18 protein-coding genes are annotated in these 20,672 nt (G+C 43.5%); 2 read left to right on the top strand and 16 right to left on the bottom strand.

Annotation, left to right across the window (positions count from 1 at the left end):
• Positions 1 to 5 precede the first annotated feature (5 nt).
• Both OCV54_RS02790 and OCV54_RS02785 read right to left on the bottom strand, forming a co-directional pair.
• Complete coding sequence (locus OCV54_RS02790; RefSeq protein ID WP_022216549.1) at positions 6 to 851, bottom strand: hypothetical protein; 846 nt, start codon at positions 849 to 851, stop codon at positions 6 to 8.
• Between the two features lie 173 nt (positions 852 to 1,024).
• A complete protein-coding gene (locus OCV54_RS02785; protein ID WP_022216550.1) occupies positions 1,025 to 1,360 on the bottom strand; it encodes a LysM peptidoglycan-binding domain-containing protein in 336 nt (111 codons plus the stop codon).
• A gap of 214 nt (positions 1,361 to 1,574) precedes the next feature.
• Here OCV54_RS02785 and OCV54_RS02780 point away from each other — a divergent pair, with 214 nt between their 5' ends.
• Positions 1,575 to 5,795 carry a 2-hydroxyacyl-CoA dehydratase gene (locus tag OCV54_RS02780; RefSeq protein ID WP_055222556.1) on the top strand — a complete coding sequence of 1,407 codons (4,221 nt, stop codon included), beginning with the start codon at positions 1,575 to 1,577 and terminating at the stop codon, positions 5,793 to 5,795.
• 87 nt (positions 5,796 to 5,882) lie between these two features.
• On the opposite strand, the gene OCV54_RS02775 is transcribed toward OCV54_RS02780, so the two are convergent.
• From OCV54_RS02775 to OCV54_RS02765, 3 genes are all read right to left on the bottom strand, one after another.
• On the bottom strand, positions 5,883 to 7,166 hold the full coding sequence (locus OCV54_RS02775; protein ID WP_055222554.1) for a hypothetical protein: 1,284 nt from the start codon (positions 7,164 to 7,166) through the stop codon (positions 5,883 to 5,885).
• Entirely contained in the window at positions 7,166 to 8,122 is a 957-nt protein-coding gene (locus OCV54_RS02770; protein WP_055222553.1) for a hypothetical protein, read from the bottom strand. The genes OCV54_RS02775 and OCV54_RS02770 overlap by 1 nt, the downstream gene beginning before the upstream one ends.
• 86 nt (positions 8,123 to 8,208) lie before the next feature.
• The gene (locus OCV54_RS02765) at positions 8,209 to 8,667 is read right to left on the bottom strand and encodes a hypothetical protein (protein WP_055222550.1); all 459 of its coding nucleotides are present in this window, start codon (positions 8,665 to 8,667) and stop codon (positions 8,209 to 8,211) included.
• A 140-nt stretch (positions 8,668 to 8,807) separates the two neighbouring features.
• Between OCV54_RS02765 and OCV54_RS02760 the strand changes: the two genes are divergently transcribed.
• Complete coding sequence (locus OCV54_RS02760) at positions 8,808 to 9,029, top strand: helix-turn-helix domain-containing protein (RefSeq protein ID WP_308936780.1); 222 nt, start codon at positions 8,808 to 8,810, stop codon at positions 9,027 to 9,029.
• Here the strand turns inward: OCV54_RS02760 and OCV54_RS02755 are convergent.
• From OCV54_RS02755 to OCV54_RS02705, 11 genes are all read right to left on the bottom strand, one after another.
• On the bottom strand, positions 9,026 to 9,421 hold the full coding sequence (locus OCV54_RS02755) for a hypothetical protein (RefSeq protein ID WP_055222548.1): 396 nt from the start codon (positions 9,419 to 9,421) through the stop codon (positions 9,026 to 9,028). The two genes, OCV54_RS02760 and OCV54_RS02755, sit on opposite strands and share 4 nt — an antisense overlap.
• Before the next feature lie 375 nt (positions 9,422 to 9,796).
• Complete coding sequence (locus tag OCV54_RS02750) at positions 9,797 to 10,681, bottom strand: hypothetical protein (RefSeq protein WP_055222546.1); 885 nt, start codon at positions 10,679 to 10,681, stop codon at positions 9,797 to 9,799.
• Positions 10,682 to 10,865: 184 nt separating this feature from the next.
• Complete coding sequence (locus OCV54_RS02745; RefSeq protein ID WP_055222544.1) at positions 10,866 to 11,108, bottom strand: hypothetical protein; 243 nt, start codon at positions 11,106 to 11,108, stop codon at positions 10,866 to 10,868.
• A gap of 109 nt (positions 11,109 to 11,217) precedes the next feature.
• A complete protein-coding gene (locus OCV54_RS02740; RefSeq protein WP_055222542.1) occupies positions 11,218 to 11,613 on the bottom strand; it encodes a hypothetical protein in 396 nt (131 codons plus the stop codon).
• A gap of 161 nt (positions 11,614 to 11,774) precedes the next feature.
• Positions 11,775 to 13,145 (bottom strand): AAA family ATPase, encoded by a 1,371-nt coding sequence (locus tag OCV54_RS02735; RefSeq protein WP_262563257.1) that lies wholly within the window; start codon positions 13,143 to 13,145, stop codon positions 11,775 to 11,777.
• Positions 13,146 to 13,250: 105 nt separating this feature from the next.
• On the bottom strand, positions 13,251 to 14,813 hold the full coding sequence (locus OCV54_RS02730; protein ID WP_156327893.1) for a hypothetical protein: 1,563 nt from the start codon (positions 14,811 to 14,813) through the stop codon (positions 13,251 to 13,253).
• Between the two features lie 65 nt (positions 14,814 to 14,878).
• On the bottom strand, positions 14,879 to 15,901 hold the full coding sequence (locus OCV54_RS02725; protein WP_055222535.1) for a hypothetical protein: 1,023 nt from the start codon (positions 15,899 to 15,901) through the stop codon (positions 14,879 to 14,881).
• 29 nt (positions 15,902 to 15,930) lie between these two features.
• Positions 15,931 to 17,424 carry a hypothetical protein gene (locus OCV54_RS02720; protein WP_055222534.1) on the bottom strand — a complete coding sequence of 498 codons (1,494 nt, stop codon included), beginning with the start codon at positions 17,422 to 17,424 and terminating at the stop codon, positions 15,931 to 15,933.
• Positions 17,425 to 17,427: 3 nt separating this feature from the next.
• Positions 17,428 to 18,429, bottom strand: a complete 1,002-nt coding sequence (locus OCV54_RS02715; protein WP_055222532.1) for a hypothetical protein — start codon at positions 18,427 to 18,429, stop codon at positions 17,428 to 17,430.
• 35 nt (positions 18,430 to 18,464) lie between these two features.
• A complete protein-coding gene (locus OCV54_RS02710; RefSeq protein WP_015534858.1) occupies positions 18,465 to 19,415 on the bottom strand; it encodes a DUF1848 domain-containing protein in 951 nt (316 codons plus the stop codon).
• Between the two features lie 85 nt (positions 19,416 to 19,500).
• Positions 19,501 to 20,490, bottom strand: coding sequence for an IS3 family transposase (locus OCV54_RS02705; protein ID WP_055222530.1), 990 nt, complete (start codon positions 20,488 to 20,490; stop codon positions 19,501 to 19,503).
• Positions 20,491 to 20,672: the final 182 nt, after the last annotated feature.

Genomic DNA, 20,672 nt, shown 5'->3' with positions numbered 1-20,672 from the left:
ATATCCTAGTTGTGTGTATGGGTAAACAGATGATCCTGACAATACTCCTTGTTACCTGTACACTTTGAGCAGTACCTGAACTGCAGATCAGGATAATCTTTGTCCGTTCTTCCACACACAACGCATCTGTGTCCGATATTCTCCTGTTTTGCTGTCCGCACCTGCCTGTTATAATTCCGCCGCCTCTTCATCTGCTTTGGCGAAAACTTTCTGAAGTTCTTCGTGCTCAGATAGAATATCACAAAGCTCACAAGTGACATGGCTATGTTCACTCTTCCCATAAATGTCTCATTGATGAAGTAATACGCTATAATGACGATATACAGTATCGAGAGATACTTCATCTTGATCGGTATGATCATGGCGTATAACACGCTCATGTCAGGATAGCATACCGCTATAGCAAGGAATATGGACATCAATATATAATATGTCGATGCATATGCGAAATAACCAGTCGAGCTCGCGTAATCATACCTTATGATATAGGTACAGAATATGTGTGCAAGCATTATACCGATCATGGTAAACAGCATGGAGCTGAACATGTACAGATTATAAAGGAATGTTCCGATAGTACGTTCCAGCAGAGATCCCAGACTGTAGTAAAATATCAGCATGATTATCGTGAATATATCGACACCGAATACCGGTGGTGTGATTATCCATGTGAAAAGTCTCCACACCTGTCCATGCATTACCGCCGCCGGATCAAGTGTCAACATGAACAGTATCTTTGGCTGGAACATGAACAACAGATATCCTATACCGTAGCCTATGATGAGGTATAATGTGAGGTTTCGAATGGAGTATCTGCCAAACTTCTTCTCGATCTTACTTATTATATTCATAGAAAAACTCCTGTCATACTTTTTTAAACTACACCTTTTGAATTATATAATATAAAAAATGAGTTTACAACAGTAGAATAATTAAGTTTTTCTAACCTGGCGGATAACAGCAAAATAGCTGCCAGCTATAAACCGGCAGCCAGGACAGATATCATACAGCCATGTGCATCCATCTACTTCTGAAAGTCCACATACTTTATCTCCATGTCCGCGGCAAGGGCCATCTTGTAGAGATCCGGATTGAATTTGAACAGATCATCCGGAGATACTCCGGTATTCTTAAGGACATCCTCAAATGTATCTCCATCCTGCACTGTATATATAAGAAAATCTTCCTCCATGATCACGGGAATACACACTTCATCCCCCGGCTGCATATTGTATACGTTGATGTACGGGTTTGCTGATATGATGTCGCTGAGCTTTACCTTGTATATCCTGGACAGCTTATACAGTGTGTCCCCTCTCTTCACTACATGGATAACTCCGTTACAGGTATCAAAATTCATAGCTTACCCCTGAAAGGCTTTTTTATAATATATTCACCTCCGATGATATAGTTACCTGCAAAAAACTTTTATTTTTACATTTTCTGGTAATGGTTAAGTTTTTATAAAGTCATTGTATTTTTTTAAACCCTACACTATAATAAAGTAGCTTTATCGGCAGAAATGTCGAAATCAAACACATTCAACACACAAAAGAAATTGGAAGGGTTGTTTTATGTACACATTAGGAATTGATATTGGATCAACAACAGTTAAGGTTGCTGTCCTTGACAAGGACAACAAGATACTTTTCTCCGATTACAAAAGACATTTTGCAAATATCAAAGAAACACTTAAAGATCTTGTACAGGAAGCAAAGGATGCCCTCGGCGAGAACGAGGTCAATCCATGTATAACCGGTTCAGGTGGACTGGCTCTCGCCCAGCTCATCGATGTGCCATTTACACAGGAGGTAGTCTGTGTATCAGAGGCACTGCAGGACTATGCACCACAGACCGACGTTGCCATAGAGCTCGGCGGTGAGGATGCCAAGATCATATATTTTACAAACGGAATAGAGCAGCGTATGAATGGTGTCTGTGCCGGAGGTACAGGCTCATTCATCGACCAGATGGCTACACTTCTGCAGACCGATGCATCAGGTCTTAACGACTATGCAAAGGATTACGATACCATCTACCCTATCGCTGCAAGATGTGGTGTATTTGCCAAGACAGATATACAGCCACTCATCAACGAGGGAGCTACAAAGCCAAACCTGGCCGCTTCAATATTCCAGGCCGTTGTCAACCAGACTATATCCGGTCTTGCATGTGGTAAACCTATCAAGGGCAATGTTGCATTCCTGGGCGGTCCTCTTCACTTCCTCCCGGAGCTGAAGAATGCATTTATCAGAACTCTTAACCTGACAGGTGATGCCATCATAGATCCGGGACACTCACATCTGTTTGCAGCCGTAGGTGCCGCCATGAACTCCAAGCCTGAGGTATCCATGACACTTTCAGAGCTTATACATGCACTCTCACAGGAGCTCAACCTCTCCTCAGGTGTAGAGAGACTTGCGCCACTCTTTGAGAGCGATGAAGATTACGAGAAATTCAAGGCAGATCACAACAAGTACGCCGTAAAGCGCGGTGATCTCGCAACATATAAAGGAAACTGTTTCATCGGTGTCGATGCCGGTTCAACCACCACAAAGGTTGCACTTGTCGGTTCTGACGGTGAACTGCTCTACGACTTCTACAGCAGCAACAACGGAAGTCCACTTAACACCACCATCAGAGCTATAAAGGATATATACAGCAAGCTTCCTGAGGGCGCAGTGATCGCAGGCTCATGTTCTACTGGTTACGGTGAGGCTCTTATCAAGCAGGCTCTCTCTCTGGATTTCGGTGAGGTTGAGACAATAGCCCACTACACAGCCGCAGCATTCTTCGACCCTGAGGTCGACTGCATTCTTGATATCGGCGGTCAGGATATGAAGTGTATCAAGATCAAGAACGGCGTTGTAGATAACGTTATGCTGAACGAGGCCTGTTCATCAGGATGTGGATCATTCATAGAGACATTTGCGAAGTCACTGAACTATGACATAGCAGATTTTGCGCACATCGCCATCACAGCGAGAACACCTATAGACCTCGGTTCAAGATGTACCGTTTTCATGAATTCAAAGGTTAAGCAGGCGCAGAAGGAGGGCGCATCCGTGGCTGATATATCAGCCGGACTTGCATACTCTGTTATCAAGAACGCCCTGCTCAAGGTTATAAAGCTCACAGATCCTAAGGATCTCGGCAAGAACATTGTGGTACAGGGTGGTACCTTCTACAACGATGCTGTCTTAAAGAGCTTTGAGGTCATATCAGGAAGAACAGCCATAAGACCTGACATCTCAGGTATCATGGGTGCTTTTGGTGCTGCCCTCATCGCTAGGAACAAGTACAAAGAGGGATTTGTCACGACTATGCTCCCTATCGAGGAGATAAGAAAGCTCACATATGAGAGCTCCATGACAAGATGTAAAGGATGTACAAACAACTGTCTCCTTACAATAAACAAATTCTCAAACGGCAAGAGGTTCATCACTGGAAACAGATGTGAGAAGGGTGTCGGTCTGAAGAAGAACGCAGACAACATTCCTAACCTCTTTGAATATAAGCTTGGAAGAATATTTGGCTATGAGTCACTTAAGCCTGAGGAGGCAAAGCGTGGCGTGATAGGTGTTCCTCGTGTACTCAACATGTACGAGAATTATCCTTTCTGGCACACATTCCTCACAAAGCTTGGATTCTCAGTTGTACTGTCTCCAAAGTCATCGAGAAACATATACAGCCTGGGTATCGAATCCATACCTAGTGAGTCAGAGTGTTACCCTGCCAAGATCTCACACGGACACGTTATGTGGCTGCTGAAAAATGGAATCAAGTCCATCTTCTACCCATGTGTACCATATGAAATGAACGAGACTCCTGAGGCAAACAATCACTACAACTGTCCTATCGTTGCTTCTTATGCAGAGAACATCAAGAACAACATGGAGGAACTCAAGGCTGACGACATAACATTCATCAGACCATTTGTGGCCCTGGACAACGAGGAAGCTCTCGTAAAACGTATGTACCGTGAGATGTCCAAGTACTATGATGTGACAATGGACGAGATTGGAAGCGCCATACATGCGGCGTACGCAGAGGCAGAGAAGGTCAAGGAGGATGTGCGTGCTAAGGGCGAAGAAACTCTCAGATACATTGATGAACACGATATGCTCGGCATAGTTCTGGCTGGTCGTCCATATCATCTGGACCCTGAGATCAACCATGGTCTCCCAGAGCTCATCAACTCATACAAGATTGCTGTATTTACCGAGGATTCAGTCGCACACCTTGGCAAGGTCGAGAGACCTCTTATTGTCTCCGACCAGTGGATGTACCACTCAAGACTGTACAAGGCAGCCAACTACGTCAAGACCTGTGACAACTTAGAGCTCATACAGCTCAACTCATTCGGCTGTGGTCTTGACGCTGTAACAACTGACTGTGTCAACGATATACTTACCAAGTCAGGCAAGATATACACTGTCCTCAAGATCGATGAGGTCAGCAACTTGGGTGCAGCAAGGATCAGAATCAGATCCCTCATAAGCGCGGTCAACTCAAGACATGAACAGCACTACAAGACATGTCCGTCAAGCAGTGCCATCAACAGAATAGAATTTACCAAGGAGATGAAGAAGGACTATACAGTTCTTGCACCTCAGATGTCTCCTATCCATTTCGATCTTCTTGCACCTGCATTCAAGTGCATGGGAATCAACATTGAGATCCTGCCGGATGCAACCAAGGAGACGATAGATGTTGGTCTGAAATATGTAAACAACGACGCATGTTATCCATCTCTGATCGTTGTCGGACAAATGATGAGCGCCATCACTTCAGGAAAGTACGATGTGAACAAGCTGGCTGTCATCATGAGCCAGACAGGAGGCGGATGCCGTGCAACAAACTATGTAGGATTTATCAGACGTGCCCTCTCCAAGGCAGGCTACGGTCAGATACCTGTAATAGCACTGTCAGCCCAGGGCTTTGAGAAGAACTCAGGTTTCAAGATAAGCTACAAGGTCGTAAAGCGTGCAATGCAGGCTCTGATATACGGTGATGTATTCATGAGATGTCTGTACAGGACAAGACCTTACGAGAAGGAAAAGGGTTCGGCAAATGCACTCCATGAGAAATGGAAGAAGGTTTGTCTGGAGAGCCTTACAAAGACCGGAAGCAACGCAGTATTCAAGAAGAATATACAGGGAATCGTCCACGACTTCGATACTCTTCCACTCCTTGATGTCAAGAAGCCTAGAGTCGGAATTGTTGGAGAGATACTTGTAAAGTTCCTGCCATCAGCCAACAACCATCTTGTTGACCTGCTGGAGGCTGAGGGAGCTGAGGCTGTTATGCCGGATCTCCTGGACTTCTTTATGTACTGCTTCTACAACAACAATTACAACTATGAGTTCCTTGGCAAGACCAAGAAGGGAGCCATAGTCAGCAACACTGTTATAAAGGTTCTGGAATCCTTCAGAAAACCTGCAAGGGATGCTCTTGAAAAGAGTGAGCGTTTCGAGGCTCCTGCCCATATCGAGAAGCTTGCCGCCTATGCAAGACCTATCGTATCCATTGGTAACCAGAATGGTGAGGGATGGTTCCTGACAGGTGAGATGATCGAGCTCATAAAGAGCGGAGCACCTAATATTGTATGTGCTCAGCCGTTTGCATGCCTTCCAAACCACATCGTGGGCAAGGGTGTTATCAAGCATCTGCGTGAGGCCTACCCTGACGCCAACATTGTGGCTGTCGACTATGATCCGGGTGCATCAGAGGTCAACCAGGTCAACAGAATCAAGCTCATGCTTGCCGCTGCGAACAAGAATATGAATAAATAAAAGATAGTTATATAACGCTAAAGGCACATCACATACAGAATATTTCTGCATGTGATGTGCCTTTTTCACGTTATGAATTACCTAGGTTTAATTATATCTTTTCATGAACCGCTGCTTATCTTTGCTTAACTGTTCTGCACATGCGATCCTCTCATCACCGGTTATCCGGCTGTCAAACCAGTTGTCGTTGTCATCAGAAAACCATCCCGCAAAGTAATCCGAGCAGCCCTCAGGTATAACGCCATTCCGCTCCCTGAGTTCCTCATGTGCGTCACTTACCACCTGTGTCTTCCAGATGTCCACAACTGACTGATATTCATCCGGATCGGTATCATCGATGGTCCTTATATCAAATATCGTGTCCGGCGCCAGACCGGGATCCATCTCTATAATTCCAAATCTACAATACTGGGCTCTGTTCTCCATGACCTTGAGGCTTCTGTCCGTATAATAATCCCTTCCCAGTATATATACACCACATCCGGTTGCGGGATCTATCTTGAGCGGAATACATATATCTGTTCTCTGCTCTGTGTTCAGGATGTCCAGAAGCTTTGTGCTCTCCTCCTCCAGCCTGTTCTCATCTCTCTGTGGCTCAACAACTGAACTGCCTAAAAAAGGATTATTCAGCCTCTTAGTCTGAAATAACTGTTCAACAAGATCAAGACTTTTATCCTTCTTTCTTGGAATAAGGTTCTCCATCTCTGAGACGTTATCCATACGGCCTGTATCCTCACCGCTTCTGATCTGTCTGAATCCCATGTCGTAGAATTTGGCGGCTATATCATACATTATTATGGCGTACAGCATCTCGTATGTTATCATCTGTACAATGCCGGGGCTCTGGCAATCTTCGCACGGAAGGTCTATATCGGACTCATCCAGAGAAACAGGAACCACATCGTCATCTCGAAAACACTCTCTTACTGTTCTGTCAAATAACTCCTTGTCTTCACCGGCAGTCTTGAGCAAAGCTTTGAGTTTGTCTTTTGTCTTACGTTTTCCAGCCGCAAGCTCATCTTCCAGCCTGTCAAAACCCCTTCTGATGAGCTGTCTGTTTTTCACTCTGGCCATGGTCTTCCTGTTGCCATACACTACACCGGCTTTGTCTTTTTCCATGTTGATCTTCGGCATATTGAGCTTTATTCTGATATATCCCTCCATGAACCCAGGAATATCGATCTCTCCGCGGTCGTATCTCAACTGGAGTCTCCGGAGTTTTATGTAATTTCTTTTATCATCCCCAGCTTCCCGGGTATCGATGTCTTTCTCGTATTCATCCCTTATATATGTGAATATTGCGGACTTCTCTATTTTCTCATCAAAGTCTTTTTTGAGATTTTTGTAGTATTCCCTCTTAAAATCCTTCATCAGTCATCCGCCCCGCCTTCTGCGTGCTTCTTTGCCGCGTAGCTCACCATGCGCTGTGCCCTTTTCATGTAAATGTATGAGTCAGAAAATGCATCCTCAAATCCATATGACGATGCATTTATGCTGCACAGATAGATATTGAGCATCCTCTTTACTACATTTGCAAGATCGATATCCTGCGGAAGTTCATCGGAAAAATATATTTCCCTGAAGCGTCTGTATTTCGTGCAGAACACGTCAGGATTCTGGACATCACAAATCCCAATGAGCTCTGGCATCTCTTCCCCAGTTACCGATTCGCTCCAATCTTCCATTTCCTCTCTTATCTCCTCAGGAAGATCTTCTATTTCCTGATATGAACCGTTGATACGCTCCACATCTTTCTCATAGAGCTTATTTGCCCTGTCAAGCATCTCATCTGTTATCAGGCTTTTTATCTTCTCACCTGAAAGCAGCTCGTATAAAGAATCACAATATGCCAGAAGATTGGCACGCTGTACACCACCGCAGTAAAACTCGGTAAACACATCGTCATATCTCATCTCACCTGATCCAAGCTCCTCTGCCATCATGTATATCTGTTCAAATGTCGACACCGGCAGTTCAACCAGCTCTTCATCACCCAGATAATCCTCCGTCAATATTACCTTTATTGCAAGATACATAAAATCGCTCAGATATTCCCGGAGCACATCCGGCATGTGCTCAGAAGTGACCGACCTGAAACCGTTTTCTCTCCACATGTTGTTGGCTGTTCCATACTCTTCTATACGATCTACATTCGCCGCTATGAAGCTATCTATACGTTCCTCGCTGACTACACCATTAACATCCGTAATCTCCGGCAAAAACGATCTGTTCCTGCCGCTCATCTCAGCTTCAATGTCGCGCAGCTTTTTCTCAAAGCTGTACTGACGGAAGCTCATATTTCTCATTTTATCTACCATATACCCCATAAATATTGCTCCTTGTATATTATTTATATTCATTTTCATACTTACATCTGTCCATGTCAAACATATTCTCTGTTTTTTCCGGTTAATTACTTACATACCTTATCGTCATTCTCCATTTCAGTATGTCGATTTAAATACCTTCCATTCCGGATGTTCCTGATCACCATGTCCGCAGCAGCACTGCTGAGTGTTATCTTAGTAACACCTTCCGACGTGGTATATCTTCCCATGCCTATCTTTTTACCTTTTTTCGTTACGACGCAGTCATACTTTCCTCTTGAACCTTCCTTACTCATCAGATATTTGTCTGACACAAGCCCCATCACAATGGAATATGTATTTAACATATCCTCCTGTATCACCTCTGCCAGGTCATATATATCAATACACTCTCTTACCTTGAATACAAGTCTGTTGAGAGTGCACCCATACTTAAAATCCATCCTGTCAACATGCCCGGCAGCGTAATAAATTATGTCCGTAATTATACGGAAACGTTCCTTTTCCAACTGTTCCAGCCCAGGCTGGTCTGTATTTTTACCCATCATATTCCTCCTCTATGTCACAAATGTCTGCAGATCAATTATATTTCTTTATTATTTCTTCCCTCCTATATCACTGCTTGCGTTTTATAGTCAACTTATTGAGCATATTAATTGTATGAAATGTGATAGTTTTAACAGTAATGGAGGTTTTTCATATGATTTCTTATAGACCCTTTTACGAAACACTATACAAAAAGAACATCACTGAATATGCTCTCATATTTAAGCACGGCATACCGGCCAATACCATTCACAGAATGAAACATGGTGAAGCCATAACTACAAAGACTCTCGATGTTCTCTGTAACATTCTCGACTGTCCGGTATCCGATATAATTGAATTTGTCAAATCTGACAGCTAGATAAATTCCTTTTCCACATCTATGTACTCGCCTCTGGCAATCATTTGTACATATCTAAGCAATTCTTTCTTTGTCTCCCTGGCTTTCTGCAGCCTGCAGATCAACTTTTTGATTTCCTCGTCATCAAGAAGATTGTTTGGATATCGACACAGATTGATAAAAATATCATCCTCGGTTGATGAATATATCATCGGCATCCCATCGCCATTCACCTTCATTTTCACAACAACTGCCAGATTCTGCATGTCCAGCTCATTATTTTTCAGGTCTCCCATATAGTCGCAAAAATAATTAAATGCAACATAATAGTCATCATTCTCTATCTTGAGAGTTGAGATATAATTCTGTTTCTCCGCATATAAATTGCTTCTTATTAACTTGAATTTCTTCATAAACATTGCCTCCTTTTCTTATACTGGTATGTCTCAAGCTTCTATATCATAATATCAGACGTTTATTTTTCTTCCGTTTTTTTTACATAAAAATACCCTCTTTATCGGTTGACCGGTAAAGAGGGTAAATATCTCAATATTTATGATAGCGTTTTTAGGTGTTATTGGTGTTACTATGTTCTATGGCACGACATTAGGAGTTTGTCGGAAGTATGGGTTGCTTATATCAAACGGTACACTTTCTATAGTTGGTTTACTCTTTAATTTTGGTATCATAATTTTTAGATATGTCTTTTATCCTGAACTTTAAACCACACAAGAAAGCATAACATGAAAAAAGCCCTGATATCGCTATCAGAGCCTTTATTTCATGTGTTACTGTCTGGCACCGCAGACACTGCATTCCTTATGTGTGATGGCATCATGGTGTCTTGTGCCAGTCTGTACCTGGTCTGTCCGAACATAAAAAGAACCCCAAGTGATGCTGAGTGCACATCTACCTGCGGGGTCTGGGTCTGGACAGTCAGGAAAACAGCTTATGCAATGGTCTGCACACCATCTCTGTTTTGCACAAGAGTCGCTGAGTTCATCAGCATAACTACCATCAGGCCATATGCTGTGATTCTCATACACATCCTGCTCTTCATAGATTGGCTCATCCCACTCATTCTTATCTACAACTGTCTTCCATGTATGCTGGTGAGCCACTACTAAACGAAGTGTCTCTACTTTATTGTTTGAATATCTGACTGTGATCTTTACTGTACCCTTCTTCTTAGTGGTAACAGTAAAGGATTTCTTGTTCTTTACCAGCTTTACTGTCGCAAGCTTTGTATTAGAGCTCTTCACATACTTGAGCTTTATGTTGGTGTTTATTACACGCTTTTTAGACGGACTCATTGTAAATTTCGTAGTTCTGACTACGTTACATACTATACGTCTCTTGTCCTTTGTGATCACCGTAAACTTTGTTTTTCCGTTACGGATTCCTGACACAACAACCTTGCGTGATGATGCTTTTCTCATCTTCACTGCACTCTGGCTTCCAAAGCTTATCTTTGCAATATCAGCCGGCATGGTGATAGTCTTTCTCTCTCTTCCTGCCAGATAGCACGTCATAGTCTTGGTCGACTTATACGCTGTGCTCTTACTGGTTGTTGCAGCATTTGCCGAAACATTAGGTATCAGTGATAATGCCATCACACATACCATAATCAAAGTTACAATTCTGGTTATAAAACCTGTCTCACTCTTTTTCATATTACATTCCCTCCTTCGTATAATGCACCGTATTTACGGTATCCCTCACACTAAAATAATTGATGTGCTATATGGATATGCAATACACACACTTATTTTCTTATTATACAGTACAAACTACATCATAGTCAATATGTTGAGTATTTACATTGCATACATTTTCATAACTAATATTGGAACTATTTTAAATATCCATAGTCCAGATTTTTATTTTCATTTCAAAGAAGTCTACTATATCACCCCCATTACTCAGATTCCATCCGGACTTTATATACTCATCCGTCCACTCAATCACTATATCTGCCATCTCGTCCAACGGAATATTTGGCAATGGCCTGAGACATTCACCTACTCCGTACATCCTGGCAAGACATATTGCAATTTTCACCCAGTTTTTTTCGTACATTTTAATCTCTGTATCATCCATACTCTTTTACACCTCCGCAATATTCCTCTAACTCTCAAGCTCATATACGAAGTATAATCTTCCAACATAGATATTCCGTATAAAAAACGGAGAATTTTGTCAGGCAATGCTATTTTCTTTTATTTTTCACTTTATCATCCGGCTGTATGAATTTTAGCTTATCAGGGGTGCGGTAGCTGAAATGTACCGTGTACATATCTCCCTTTTCTGCCTGCAGATTTATTGTCTGCAGATCTTCAACGACATACTTTTTGCCATCATAGGTATATTCCAATGTGAGTTTCTGGCTGTATCCACCCATCATATCGTCATTTGTCACCTCTGTCACGGTTGCGACAGCTTCAGAGTGGATACGCCGGTTCTGAATATACATTCTCACAAAAAATATTACTACAATTACCAATGCTGTGATCTTCATAATCTTCCACAGCATTACCAGCCTCTCGCGGCCAAATGCATACATGACAATAAAACAAAAAAGAAACGCTTCTAAACAATACAGCATATATTTTTACCTCCTGCAATCAAATACCTAACCTGTAAACAAATCATATCACCAGTTATATTTCTTCCGTTTTTTCAACGGCAGGCAAACGACCAGACAAAAAAGAACCACAATGCATAATTTGCATTGCAGTTCTCCCGCTGATATCTGATTATATTTATCTAAGCAATAGTGTACTCCGTCCTGTTACAGTCCTCAAAAAGCTCATCATCAAGCTTTCTCTGTAGCTGTGAGCGGATAAATCGCACTCCCATTCTGTTTTCGGCCGCCTGCTTTGCCAGCTTGTGCTTTGCATTAGCTGACATCTTCAGCCGCACCCCGTAATAGTCCGCAATCTTATCGACCGGACTGATCCCTTTGGCATTTAAGATGGCGTAGAAATCATCCTCTGTCATCTCATTTAGCTGCACTATAGTGCCTATACGACCGGCGACCTCGCTTCTGACATTTGCGTACTGCACCAGATCTTCCTGAGTGAATGTACTCCTGTATCCGTCAAATGACTCGTCAGACGATACTGCACCAAAACCTATAGCCCTGCTCTTATTCACAGCCACATCCTTCGCTCTGACCATGGAATCGAAGGAACCCAGGAACACAAAACTTACATTTGATGTATCTATATCAAGAGCTGGTTCACTGTTCGACGGATTGCCATCAAAATGAACCATGTCCCCCTCCAGGACCTTCAGCAGTTCATTCTGGACTATGTAACTGTAATGCCTGTCGTCCGCATCCTCGAACATCTTGTCAGCCTCATCAAGGACAATGATAAGGTGGCCCATTTTATCCTGAGGCACCACATCGAACAGATTTCTGACTTTTGTATTGCCCTTCCAGCCCGTGCCCGTCAGAGAGGTGGCATTGTGGATCACTATGTTCGAATATAGCTTTGCGAGCTGCCTGAATATCTCTGTCTTGCCACAGCCGGTAGGGCCTGCAAAGAGTACATTCTGCCTCCTGCCATTCACATGGTTCCAGAGGAGCATGGCAGCGGCGCGCTTTGCCTCCTTCTGGCCGTACACATTCCGATCAAGGTACTTGTATATCCTGGCAGGTGAACTCAATATATGACTCACCTGTCCGGATGCTTCTGACGGAATCTCATCTTCATAAAGGATATCCTCCTCTATTTCCTCAGTCTCACCATCAGTCCTCCTGTCGTGATGATTTCCGAATATTATATCACTTACCCGCTCACTCACATCTGAGTCACACGGAATGCTCTCCTGGTCAGTCCTGCTGTATGCACACATAAGCGTAGCTGAAATGTCCTCCACATCCTCGTCCCGGATGTTCAGGTTTTCCAGAGCTGTGAGCAGCAATTCTCCGACCGTTTTGCTGGTTTTGTGCTGCCAAACCCTGTTCAGTTCTTCAACCTTATCAAGCTCCTCATAATACTCTTCATCCGTCATAGAGTCACAGACCCCAGCCTTTGCCCTTTTGGTGAAGTCGACCGCAGGATTGGTTATGCTCCTGTTTCTGAATCCTCTTCCTGCCGCCTTGATAAGTTCTGCATAAAGTTCTTTCATATTTGTTATATCCATGTGTAAACTCCTTTCTTTCTCCGAAGTATCAGCAAATGTCTTGTTTTCATGCTTAGAGTATACACACGATATTTTTTTGTCTCGTAAATTCTACGAACGTCTCTCATCCCCGTCTGATCTGACCTTGAGATACCCTCCACTTACCAGATTGGCAACCACCGACTGCTGGGCAAATGAGTCAAGCCCCACAGCATTTCTGCCGTTTCTGTCCTTGTACACATAAACTCCCATTTGATTACCAAGCACTGTCTCATTATAGGTTACGCAGTCATCGTCAATGTCAGCCTGAAGCAGCCCGTCATCTATAAGCCCATTTGCAATCGATTCCATGTTGATGATCACCTTATCGGTTATCTGCTCATGCATATCCTGTGACTCAAGATGTTTATGTAGATTATAAACCATCGCCCTGAGTGACAATCTATCCTTCTCTATAGGAAATTCAAATGTCCTTAGTGCTTTTTCCACCATATCTACACTTTCATTTCCATATAAGTAAGCGTTCTGTATAGCGGCATCATCGTGCTCATTTGCTCTGATCTTAAACACCTGATAGCACATATTTGCAACATTGTCCATGGAATGCAGATTCCGTCCGACCACATCGATCCATGTCTGTACATCCGTGATAGCCGGTGAATTGTCTTCCCCATAAAACAGCTTGTCAAATGAACCAAAGTCATCATTTCCCATCTGCCACAGTTCAAGCTTCTCTCCGTCGGCACACCTTTTCCCTGTATAGAAATGATTCTGTTCGTATCTGAAGTAATATTTTTTATTCTCCTCAGTGTCATTTATGATTTCCATATCCTGATATCCAGGCCTTGTAATATGCCCAGGTTTTAACTGACTCACCTTGAGTTCCCTGCGGGTCAGGCAGTCAACAAGATATGTCGCATATCTCGTATCATATGCATGATAATGCTCAAGTCCCTGTGGCTTTCTCCTATATGTAACCGCTATATACAAAGTCTCGCCTTTTTCCAGTCTGCTTCCGATCAGTCCCGAAAAACGGGCCATGGACTGATATGCATTGTACCTGTACTGCTCTGCACCACCATCTGGCACAGTGTGCAGACACACCTCCTTCAGTGAATGTGGGAAGAAATATATATCCGGGAGTTTCCTTGATCTGTCACTCTCCATAAGACTTAGATACTCACCAAAGTCCGAACACCTGCACCCATCCCCGCCGGCAGGATCATGAATACTGTTTATATCTACCTGATCCCCGGCAGGCATATCCGGTGAATCGGATATCTTGTATGCCCAGTTCGCAGGGTCGATTCCTGTATAGCTGAGTGATACCTTATCATTTCGCAGTATAACTCTGGCAGCATGAGACATTCCCCAGTAATCTATACCGGTTCCACATCCAAAGCTCACCGACGATACCTCTTTTTTACTCTTTAGGATTCTGGCAAGTATATCTGTATAAGCACGGGAGAATTCAAATCCATATGCTCTGGCATATTCCATTACGTAGTAGGCAAGAAGATACCTGTCACTGTAATCCCCCTCGCCGTTTTTGAACAGATTGCGGCATTTTTCATGAAATTCCTCCAGCTCCTCCGGGCTGAGTCCGTCAGTATATTCCTTTAAATCCTTGAACACTCTTCGTAGGTATTCCTTCAAATTAACTATATTTGCCATGATTATCTTATGTCCTTTCTACTGCTGCTTCCATTACTGTACTGATAATAAAATCCTGTCTCTGTCTAATACAGAGAATCGGGACCGTATGTTCTCTCCATTCTGTACAACATATCCGTCTTCTCCATCGCCTTCCTGATGTAGATAACCGCATCTGCCATGTCATATGCATTGCCATATATTGATATGTTGTGCTTACATAGATACATATCAAGAGCCCCTTCGACCACCTTTGTCATGATGGACAGATAGCTATACGGCACCTCATCTGAATAGAGAAGCGCCATAAACTCCCTGAACCGTGCGCAGAATGTCTCCGCATCCGCCACATGTTCGTGAAGATATTTCCACGGCTCAAGATCATGGAAAAATGGCTTCTCCTTCAATGGGGTACCGCATCCTTCCATAAAGAATTCATATTCTTCTTCATCTCCACCTATACCATAATCACTGTCCATAATATCAGCAGGAGATTCATTTGAACTCCGAACATCCCCGTTCTCAGCCTCAAGCTGCTCAAATGCGTCTTCCATCCTTCTTTTCATGTCCGGTGTCATCCATGTGTCCTCTGTGCTGTCACTTAGCCAGTAATACACCTCAATGCCCCACGAGATGACTCCTGAATCCGACAGAAAACCATCACACTCATATTCCAGGAGCAGATTATCCTTGTCCTGCCCAGAATTGAAATTCCTGCATCCTGCAAGTATTGTGTTAAATGACTCGTCGGGAAGCGTCTCAATCTTATTCTCCAGCCAGTCAAGCTTGAGCAGAGACATGCGGACAGCCAGGTACAAATACAGTCTCATATATCTGCAAAAGCTCTTCTGCCCGGGCAGGGCTTTCTCATCAACTATCCTGCCAAACCAGAGCATGTTTTTACCGGCATATATATCCATCAGCTCTAAAAACTCACCTATGAAGGCCTGCGTTTTAGACTCACTGAACTTTCCGTTCTCATCTGTTACATATGGGACGATCGAGTGAGACCTCCCGCTTATGATCTTTTCAAATTCGTCCATGAGATCATGGTATTTTTTCTTATTTTCGCTGACCTCATTGAGTCTTTGTCTCTCAAACCAATCCACGATCATTCCTCCTTATCACCCGTCCTAACTTACAGACTCCTATGTTTTTTCTTCATAACCGAGTGAAATGCAGCTCTCTTTCTGTCTTCCTGCACCTCCCTGTCGAATTCCGCCAAAGTCTCAGCTATATCCTCATCACTTACCAAATCTTCATGTATCTCTTCAGCCGCCGTATGTCCGAAAAATTTCAGGAACACATCAGGACATCCGACCGGTGCATCACTGTTGCAGTTTCTGTATTCCTCAAGGGCATCCTCCCTGTAATCATAATTCTGAAACCAACTGACAGCCTCCTCCATACCCGGAAAGGCATCTCTGTCATAGCTGCTTGACTGAAATGCAGAAAACTCAAACGCACGGCCCTCCTCCACTCCAAGGAAATACACCACGCCGAGTTCACAGTTACTGTCTATCCGCACTCCCGCAGACTCCTCAAACCGGTTTCTGCCGATCAGGAACACACCACCGCCGATCTCCCTGTCAAGCCACATTGGCAAGAACACATCGTGGTGCCCTCTGTCATTCCTGTTTGCGTTCAGTGTATCCTTCAGATCATCGCATGCATCATAGTATTCATTCCATGTGAGATAGTCCCCTGGGATAGCCGATTCATCATGTCCGCCAAATGGATTTCCTCCCGCATACTTGAAATACGCATCCAGTATCTCCATACTTTTCTCTTTTTTTCTGGGAGGTCTGTAGGTTTCATTATCGGAAGAGAATCCGGCGTCATACAAAAGTGTGTTGACCTCCACCTTGAGAATTTCATCCTGAATCCTCTCGGTAAGCTCTGCTGCATAATTTCTCTCCATCAGAGAATCAGCAAACCTGGCAAATAAAACATCATCACTCTCCGCAAACTGCGCCAGTCTGGCAAGCTTGTCAACCGACTTTCTGACTCCGATAAAAACGTCTTTTCCCCACACGGCCAACGCATTTTCTTGCAGGACTGCCATATCAGCCTTTCCCGGTATGTATTTGCTGTTCATGGAAAAGAAATCCAGCAGACCTTTTATATAATCGGAACTGTCCAGAACTCCGTGATACAGATCCATATAAAGCGAAGTGAGCTGAACATACGGATTCTTCTTCTCCCCTTCAAATTCAAATGAGACTAGAATCTCATTTGTGACCGCTCTAAGCACATCCACATCTATATCAAGCACCGGATGCCTGTCAAGACTCTCTGACAATCCTATAAGCTTCTCACGGATGCTGCCATTTTCCATGTTTTCCATGGAGTCCTCACCCACCGAGGTTTTTTCCACCAGCTCTCGAAGAGACATGATTCCATCCAGCCCCGCCACAAGATTCCTGTCTGTGAGCAGCGCTCTTACGAGAAATCTTGTGTACCTTCCCTTGCTGAGGGGAGTGTCTGCAAGGCAGAATAATTCTTCCTTTATTCTAAGCCGGAGGTTCTGCTCACGCTCTCTCCTGACATATCCATATATGAACGAACTCTCCATGTGCTCGTGATAATCGCGGCCTACCCTACAGTAAAAATCATCTCTGAATCCAGCCACAGACTACACCTCCCAACGAAGCTCTTTTATCCTGTCTATCTGCTTCTTTATGCAGGTATATGATCTGACAAACTCCTTAACATCGACATACAATGACATTCCACGCCTGCACAGGAATACGTCGATCATTCCCTCAACAAGATCATCGAACTCAGCCATGGCATGATTCATCTCGTCACCGTCAAGCTCCATATAGAAGATCTCCCTGAGCCTGATATAGCGCTGACAATACACCTCCGCATCGATAAATGTTCTCTTAAACTCATTCTCGCTATTTTCTGTGCGCTCAAGCATCTCATCCATGTATTGATTATATTCTTCATCCTCATCAAGTTCACTCAAAGCCGCATCTATCTCCACATCAGACATCACATCCTCTTCTGCCTCTTTGAGATACTCCTCGTATGCAGCATTCTGTTCCCCGCACAATTTTTCTACCATAGACCTCATCTCAGGAGTCAAAGTTGTGCTGATATCGACATCCTTAAGCGACTCGTACGCCAGTGTAAATATATCGAACAGACTGCCGTCTCCCCTGCCACAGTAATACGACTCACCCCACAGCTCACAGAACTTTGCCACATCAGACTTTATTGCAAGCCTTCTCACCTCCACGGCATGTGACAATATCTGCTGAAAAGAATCCTCAAACGGCCATGTGAGCACCTTCTCTACCCAATCCATATTACTTATCATGAGACGAATGATACAATACAGATAGTCCGACACAAATTCCCGGAACTTCTCAGGCATTCCTGCCTCATTCTCATCCCCCAGAGCCTTTAACCACATGTTGTGTCTGTTTCCGTACTCATCCATGGACTTTATCAGCTCATCTACCAACCTGTCGAGAGCTTCCGTGCTGTATCTTCCGTCTTCGCACAATACAAATGCAGATACTTTATTATCTCTTCCTGTGACAGCCTCATCAAGCGCCGCCTTGAGCTGTCTGTATTTCTTTTTTCTGAAATCAATGTTTTCCCATTCCTTTTCAGATATCCTCAATTATCTACGCCTCCTAATTATATTTATCCGTTCTGTTATTCCTGACCGTCAAATCTGAAGCTGAGCTGAGTCTGCTTCAGTGACTTCACTTTTCGTTCTGTGATCTTGTCGTACTCACCGACCGAACCGCAGAGAAGCGGTGACGCGGGATCATAACATTTGCAGTTGGCCTTCACCGCATCCGGCGAGTAATTCGCATAACAGTATTTGCATCCATTCAGACAGGTGTTGTATGAGCCAATCTCCACGCTCTCCATGCAGCCGCACTCAGGGCGCTGGGACTTATCCTTTGCCACCTTTATGTCACAGCCTATAATCTCCTCTATGAGCTTCTTGTCTATGCAGCAGTTGTGTTCAATTCCGCACTTCTCCAGATCCACCACCTCTGCACAAGTAGCCATCGACATTCCATGTGATCTTGCAATGTCCGCTATCGCCTTTGCAAATGCTTCCAGATCGTCGTGACTCATCTCATAGCTGTCCACAACCTGCATATTTTTCCTGTTCTTGGCATATATATCGACGAAGCTGATGACGCATTTCTCAGTGCAGCCATCTAACGCCTCCGCAATCTGTGTAAATGCCCTTATGTGGTAATCCGGCGTATATTTCTTCGTGAATACTATCGGGTCATATCTCCAGATGACCCGTTTTTTCCCTATCTTTCCGGCAAGCTCCTGAAATGCAGGAATGAGCTGTCCCTTTTTATCAGGCAGATTCGTCTCCATATCCTTGCCGTAACCTGTCAGAGTGAACTGGAAATAGTATTTGTACGCATCCAGTTCCGGAAGCCTTGGAAGCATCGGTATGGGATTCTTTGTCCAGAACACAATGCAGTCAACCACCTCAGGTGAGAGGTCTATCCTGCTTATCTGATGCGCATTCATAGGATTCCTCACATACAGAAATCCTTCCTTTATTCTATTAAAAAACCATTCCGAGTAAAATGTCGGTATGTCCGTTCTTCTACTGGCACTGAGTATCATATTTCATCCCCCAATCAATAGCCTATCTGTCAACAGATTTAAGTATAATATAATGACCTGCCTGTTATCAATATCGTGTTTTGATCTATGCCTGCTTATATCTCACCTCATATGGAGGCTTATTATTGTTGTAAGTATGTGGCCGCGTCGTATTATAGTAATTCTCCACAAAATCATCTACTGCATCGTACAGATTTCTCTCATTACCATAGCTTTTTCGGTTGATCAGCTCGCTCTTTAACGTGCTGAAATACCTTTCCATGGGTGCATTGCTGTAGGGATGCCCCGGAGGGCTCATACTCTGACGGATACCTCTCTCCAGACAATATGTCGTGAATTCCTCCGATGTAAATTCATTTCCCTGATCAGAGTGAAGGATCAGCCGCCGTGGATCTATTCCTTCATCTGTGGACAGAGCCTTTTTCAAAGTCTTTATAGCAAGTTTCGAGGTCATTTCAGTGCCACACAGAGATGCTACAATACTCCTGTCATACAGATCCATAATGGCACAGTTGAACCGTATACTTCCATTTTCAAGTGCGATGAATGTAAAATCTATGCTCCACTTCTCATTTACCCGGCCCGCCTTGAAATTACCCTTTAAAATATCCGGACAAATGTGAAAAGGCATGCGCTTTTCATACGGAGGATGTCTGGCACCAACCACCGAACACAATCCAAGTTCCTGGTTCATATACTTTCTCGTTGTCTCAAGGCTGATATTATAACCCCTCTGAAGCAGATAATAATGCATTTTTCTGTATCCGTCGGTGCCATTATGCTCTTCATATATAGAACGGATCTCATCTAAAATCTGATCTTTCTGTGCCTTGCACCCATCTCTTTTACTGTGCAGGTAATTATAGTACACACTTGGCGACAGCCCAAACTCGTTCAAAAGCCAGCGCACGCCAAACCTGCCACTATACTTTTCTATGAATTCGTATATTGCTTTCCTACTCTCGCCATCCAGATCTTCTGACCTCAGCCGTGTAAAAGAAATCTTCTTATCGGTCTCAGCAAGCTTCTGCAATAGACCGCTCAGATACGGATCTTTCCTTTTCGCCTTGCTCATACGCAGTCCTCCTTTTTTGTAAAATCAATATCTCATGTCAGGTCTTATTGTACATCTGGTACATTTTTGTCCCGTACAAATTACGAAGCAATTTTCAATATTGATTTTTGGGATAGAAATTTTCGTATCCATGTGCTATTTTGATATTTTGATTTGTTTTATATATGAGAACTCAATTGAGA

The sequence above is a fragment of the Coprococcus aceti genome (assembly GCF_025567285.1).
GTDB classification, from domain to species: Bacteria; Bacillota; Clostridia; order Lachnospirales; family Lachnospiraceae; genus Coprococcus; species Coprococcus aceti.
This window is presented reverse-complemented; position numbering and strand designations above follow the sequence as displayed.

What these genes read in the sequence shown, in the direction of transcription:
- OCV54_RS02790 (WP_022216549.1), bottom strand. Translation starts at nt 851, where the DNA reads ATGAATATAATAAGTAAGATCGAGAAGAAGTTTGGCAGATACTCCATT.
- OCV54_RS02785 (WP_022216550.1), bottom strand. Translation starts at nt 1,360, where the DNA reads ATGAATTTTGATACCTGTAACGGAGTTATCCATGTAGTGAAGAGAGGG.
- OCV54_RS02780 (WP_055222556.1), top strand. Translation starts at nt 1,575, where the DNA reads ATGTACACATTAGGAATTGATATTGGATCAACAACAGTTAAGGTTGCT.
- OCV54_RS02775 (WP_055222554.1), bottom strand. Translation starts at nt 7,166, where the DNA reads ATGAAGGATTTTAAGAGGGAATACTACAAAAATCTCAAAAAAGACTTT.
- OCV54_RS02770 (WP_055222553.1), bottom strand. Translation starts at nt 8,122, where the DNA reads ATGGGGTATATGGTAGATAAAATGAGAAATATGAGCTTCCGTCAGTAC.
- OCV54_RS02765 (WP_055222550.1), bottom strand. Translation starts at nt 8,667, where the DNA reads ATGGGTAAAAATACAGACCAGCCTGGGCTGGAACAGTTGGAAAAGGAA.
- OCV54_RS02760 (WP_308936780.1), top strand. Translation starts at nt 8,808, where the DNA reads ATGGAGGTTTTTCATATGATTTCTTATAGACCCTTTTACGAAACACTA.
- OCV54_RS02755 (WP_055222548.1), bottom strand. Translation starts at nt 9,421, where the DNA reads ATGAAGAAATTCAAGTTAATAAGAAGCAATTTATATGCGGAGAAACAG.
- OCV54_RS02750 (WP_055222546.1), bottom strand. Translation starts at nt 10,681, where the DNA reads ATGAAAAAGAGTGAGACAGGTTTTATAACCAGAATTGTAACTTTGATT.
- OCV54_RS02745 (WP_055222544.1), bottom strand. Translation starts at nt 11,108, where the DNA reads ATGGATGATACAGAGATTAAAATGTACGAAAAAAACTGGGTGAAAATT.
- OCV54_RS02740 (WP_055222542.1), bottom strand. Translation starts at nt 11,613, where the DNA reads ATGCTGTATTGTTTAGAAGCGTTTCTTTTTTGTTTTATTGTCATGTAT.
- OCV54_RS02735 (WP_262563257.1), bottom strand. Translation starts at nt 13,145, where the DNA reads ATGAAAGAACTTTATGCAGAACTTATCAAGGCGGCAGGAAGAGGATTC.
- OCV54_RS02730 (WP_156327893.1), bottom strand. Translation starts at nt 14,813, where the DNA reads ATGGCAAATATAGTTAATTTGAAGGAATACCTACGAAGAGTGTTCAAG.
- OCV54_RS02710 (WP_015534858.1), bottom strand. Translation starts at nt 19,415, where the DNA reads ATGATACTCAGTGCCAGTAGAAGAACGGACATACCGACATTTTACTCG.
- OCV54_RS02705 (WP_055222530.1), bottom strand. Translation starts at nt 20,490, where the DNA reads ATGAGCAAGGCGAAAAGGAAAGATCCGTATCTGAGCGGTCTATTGCAG.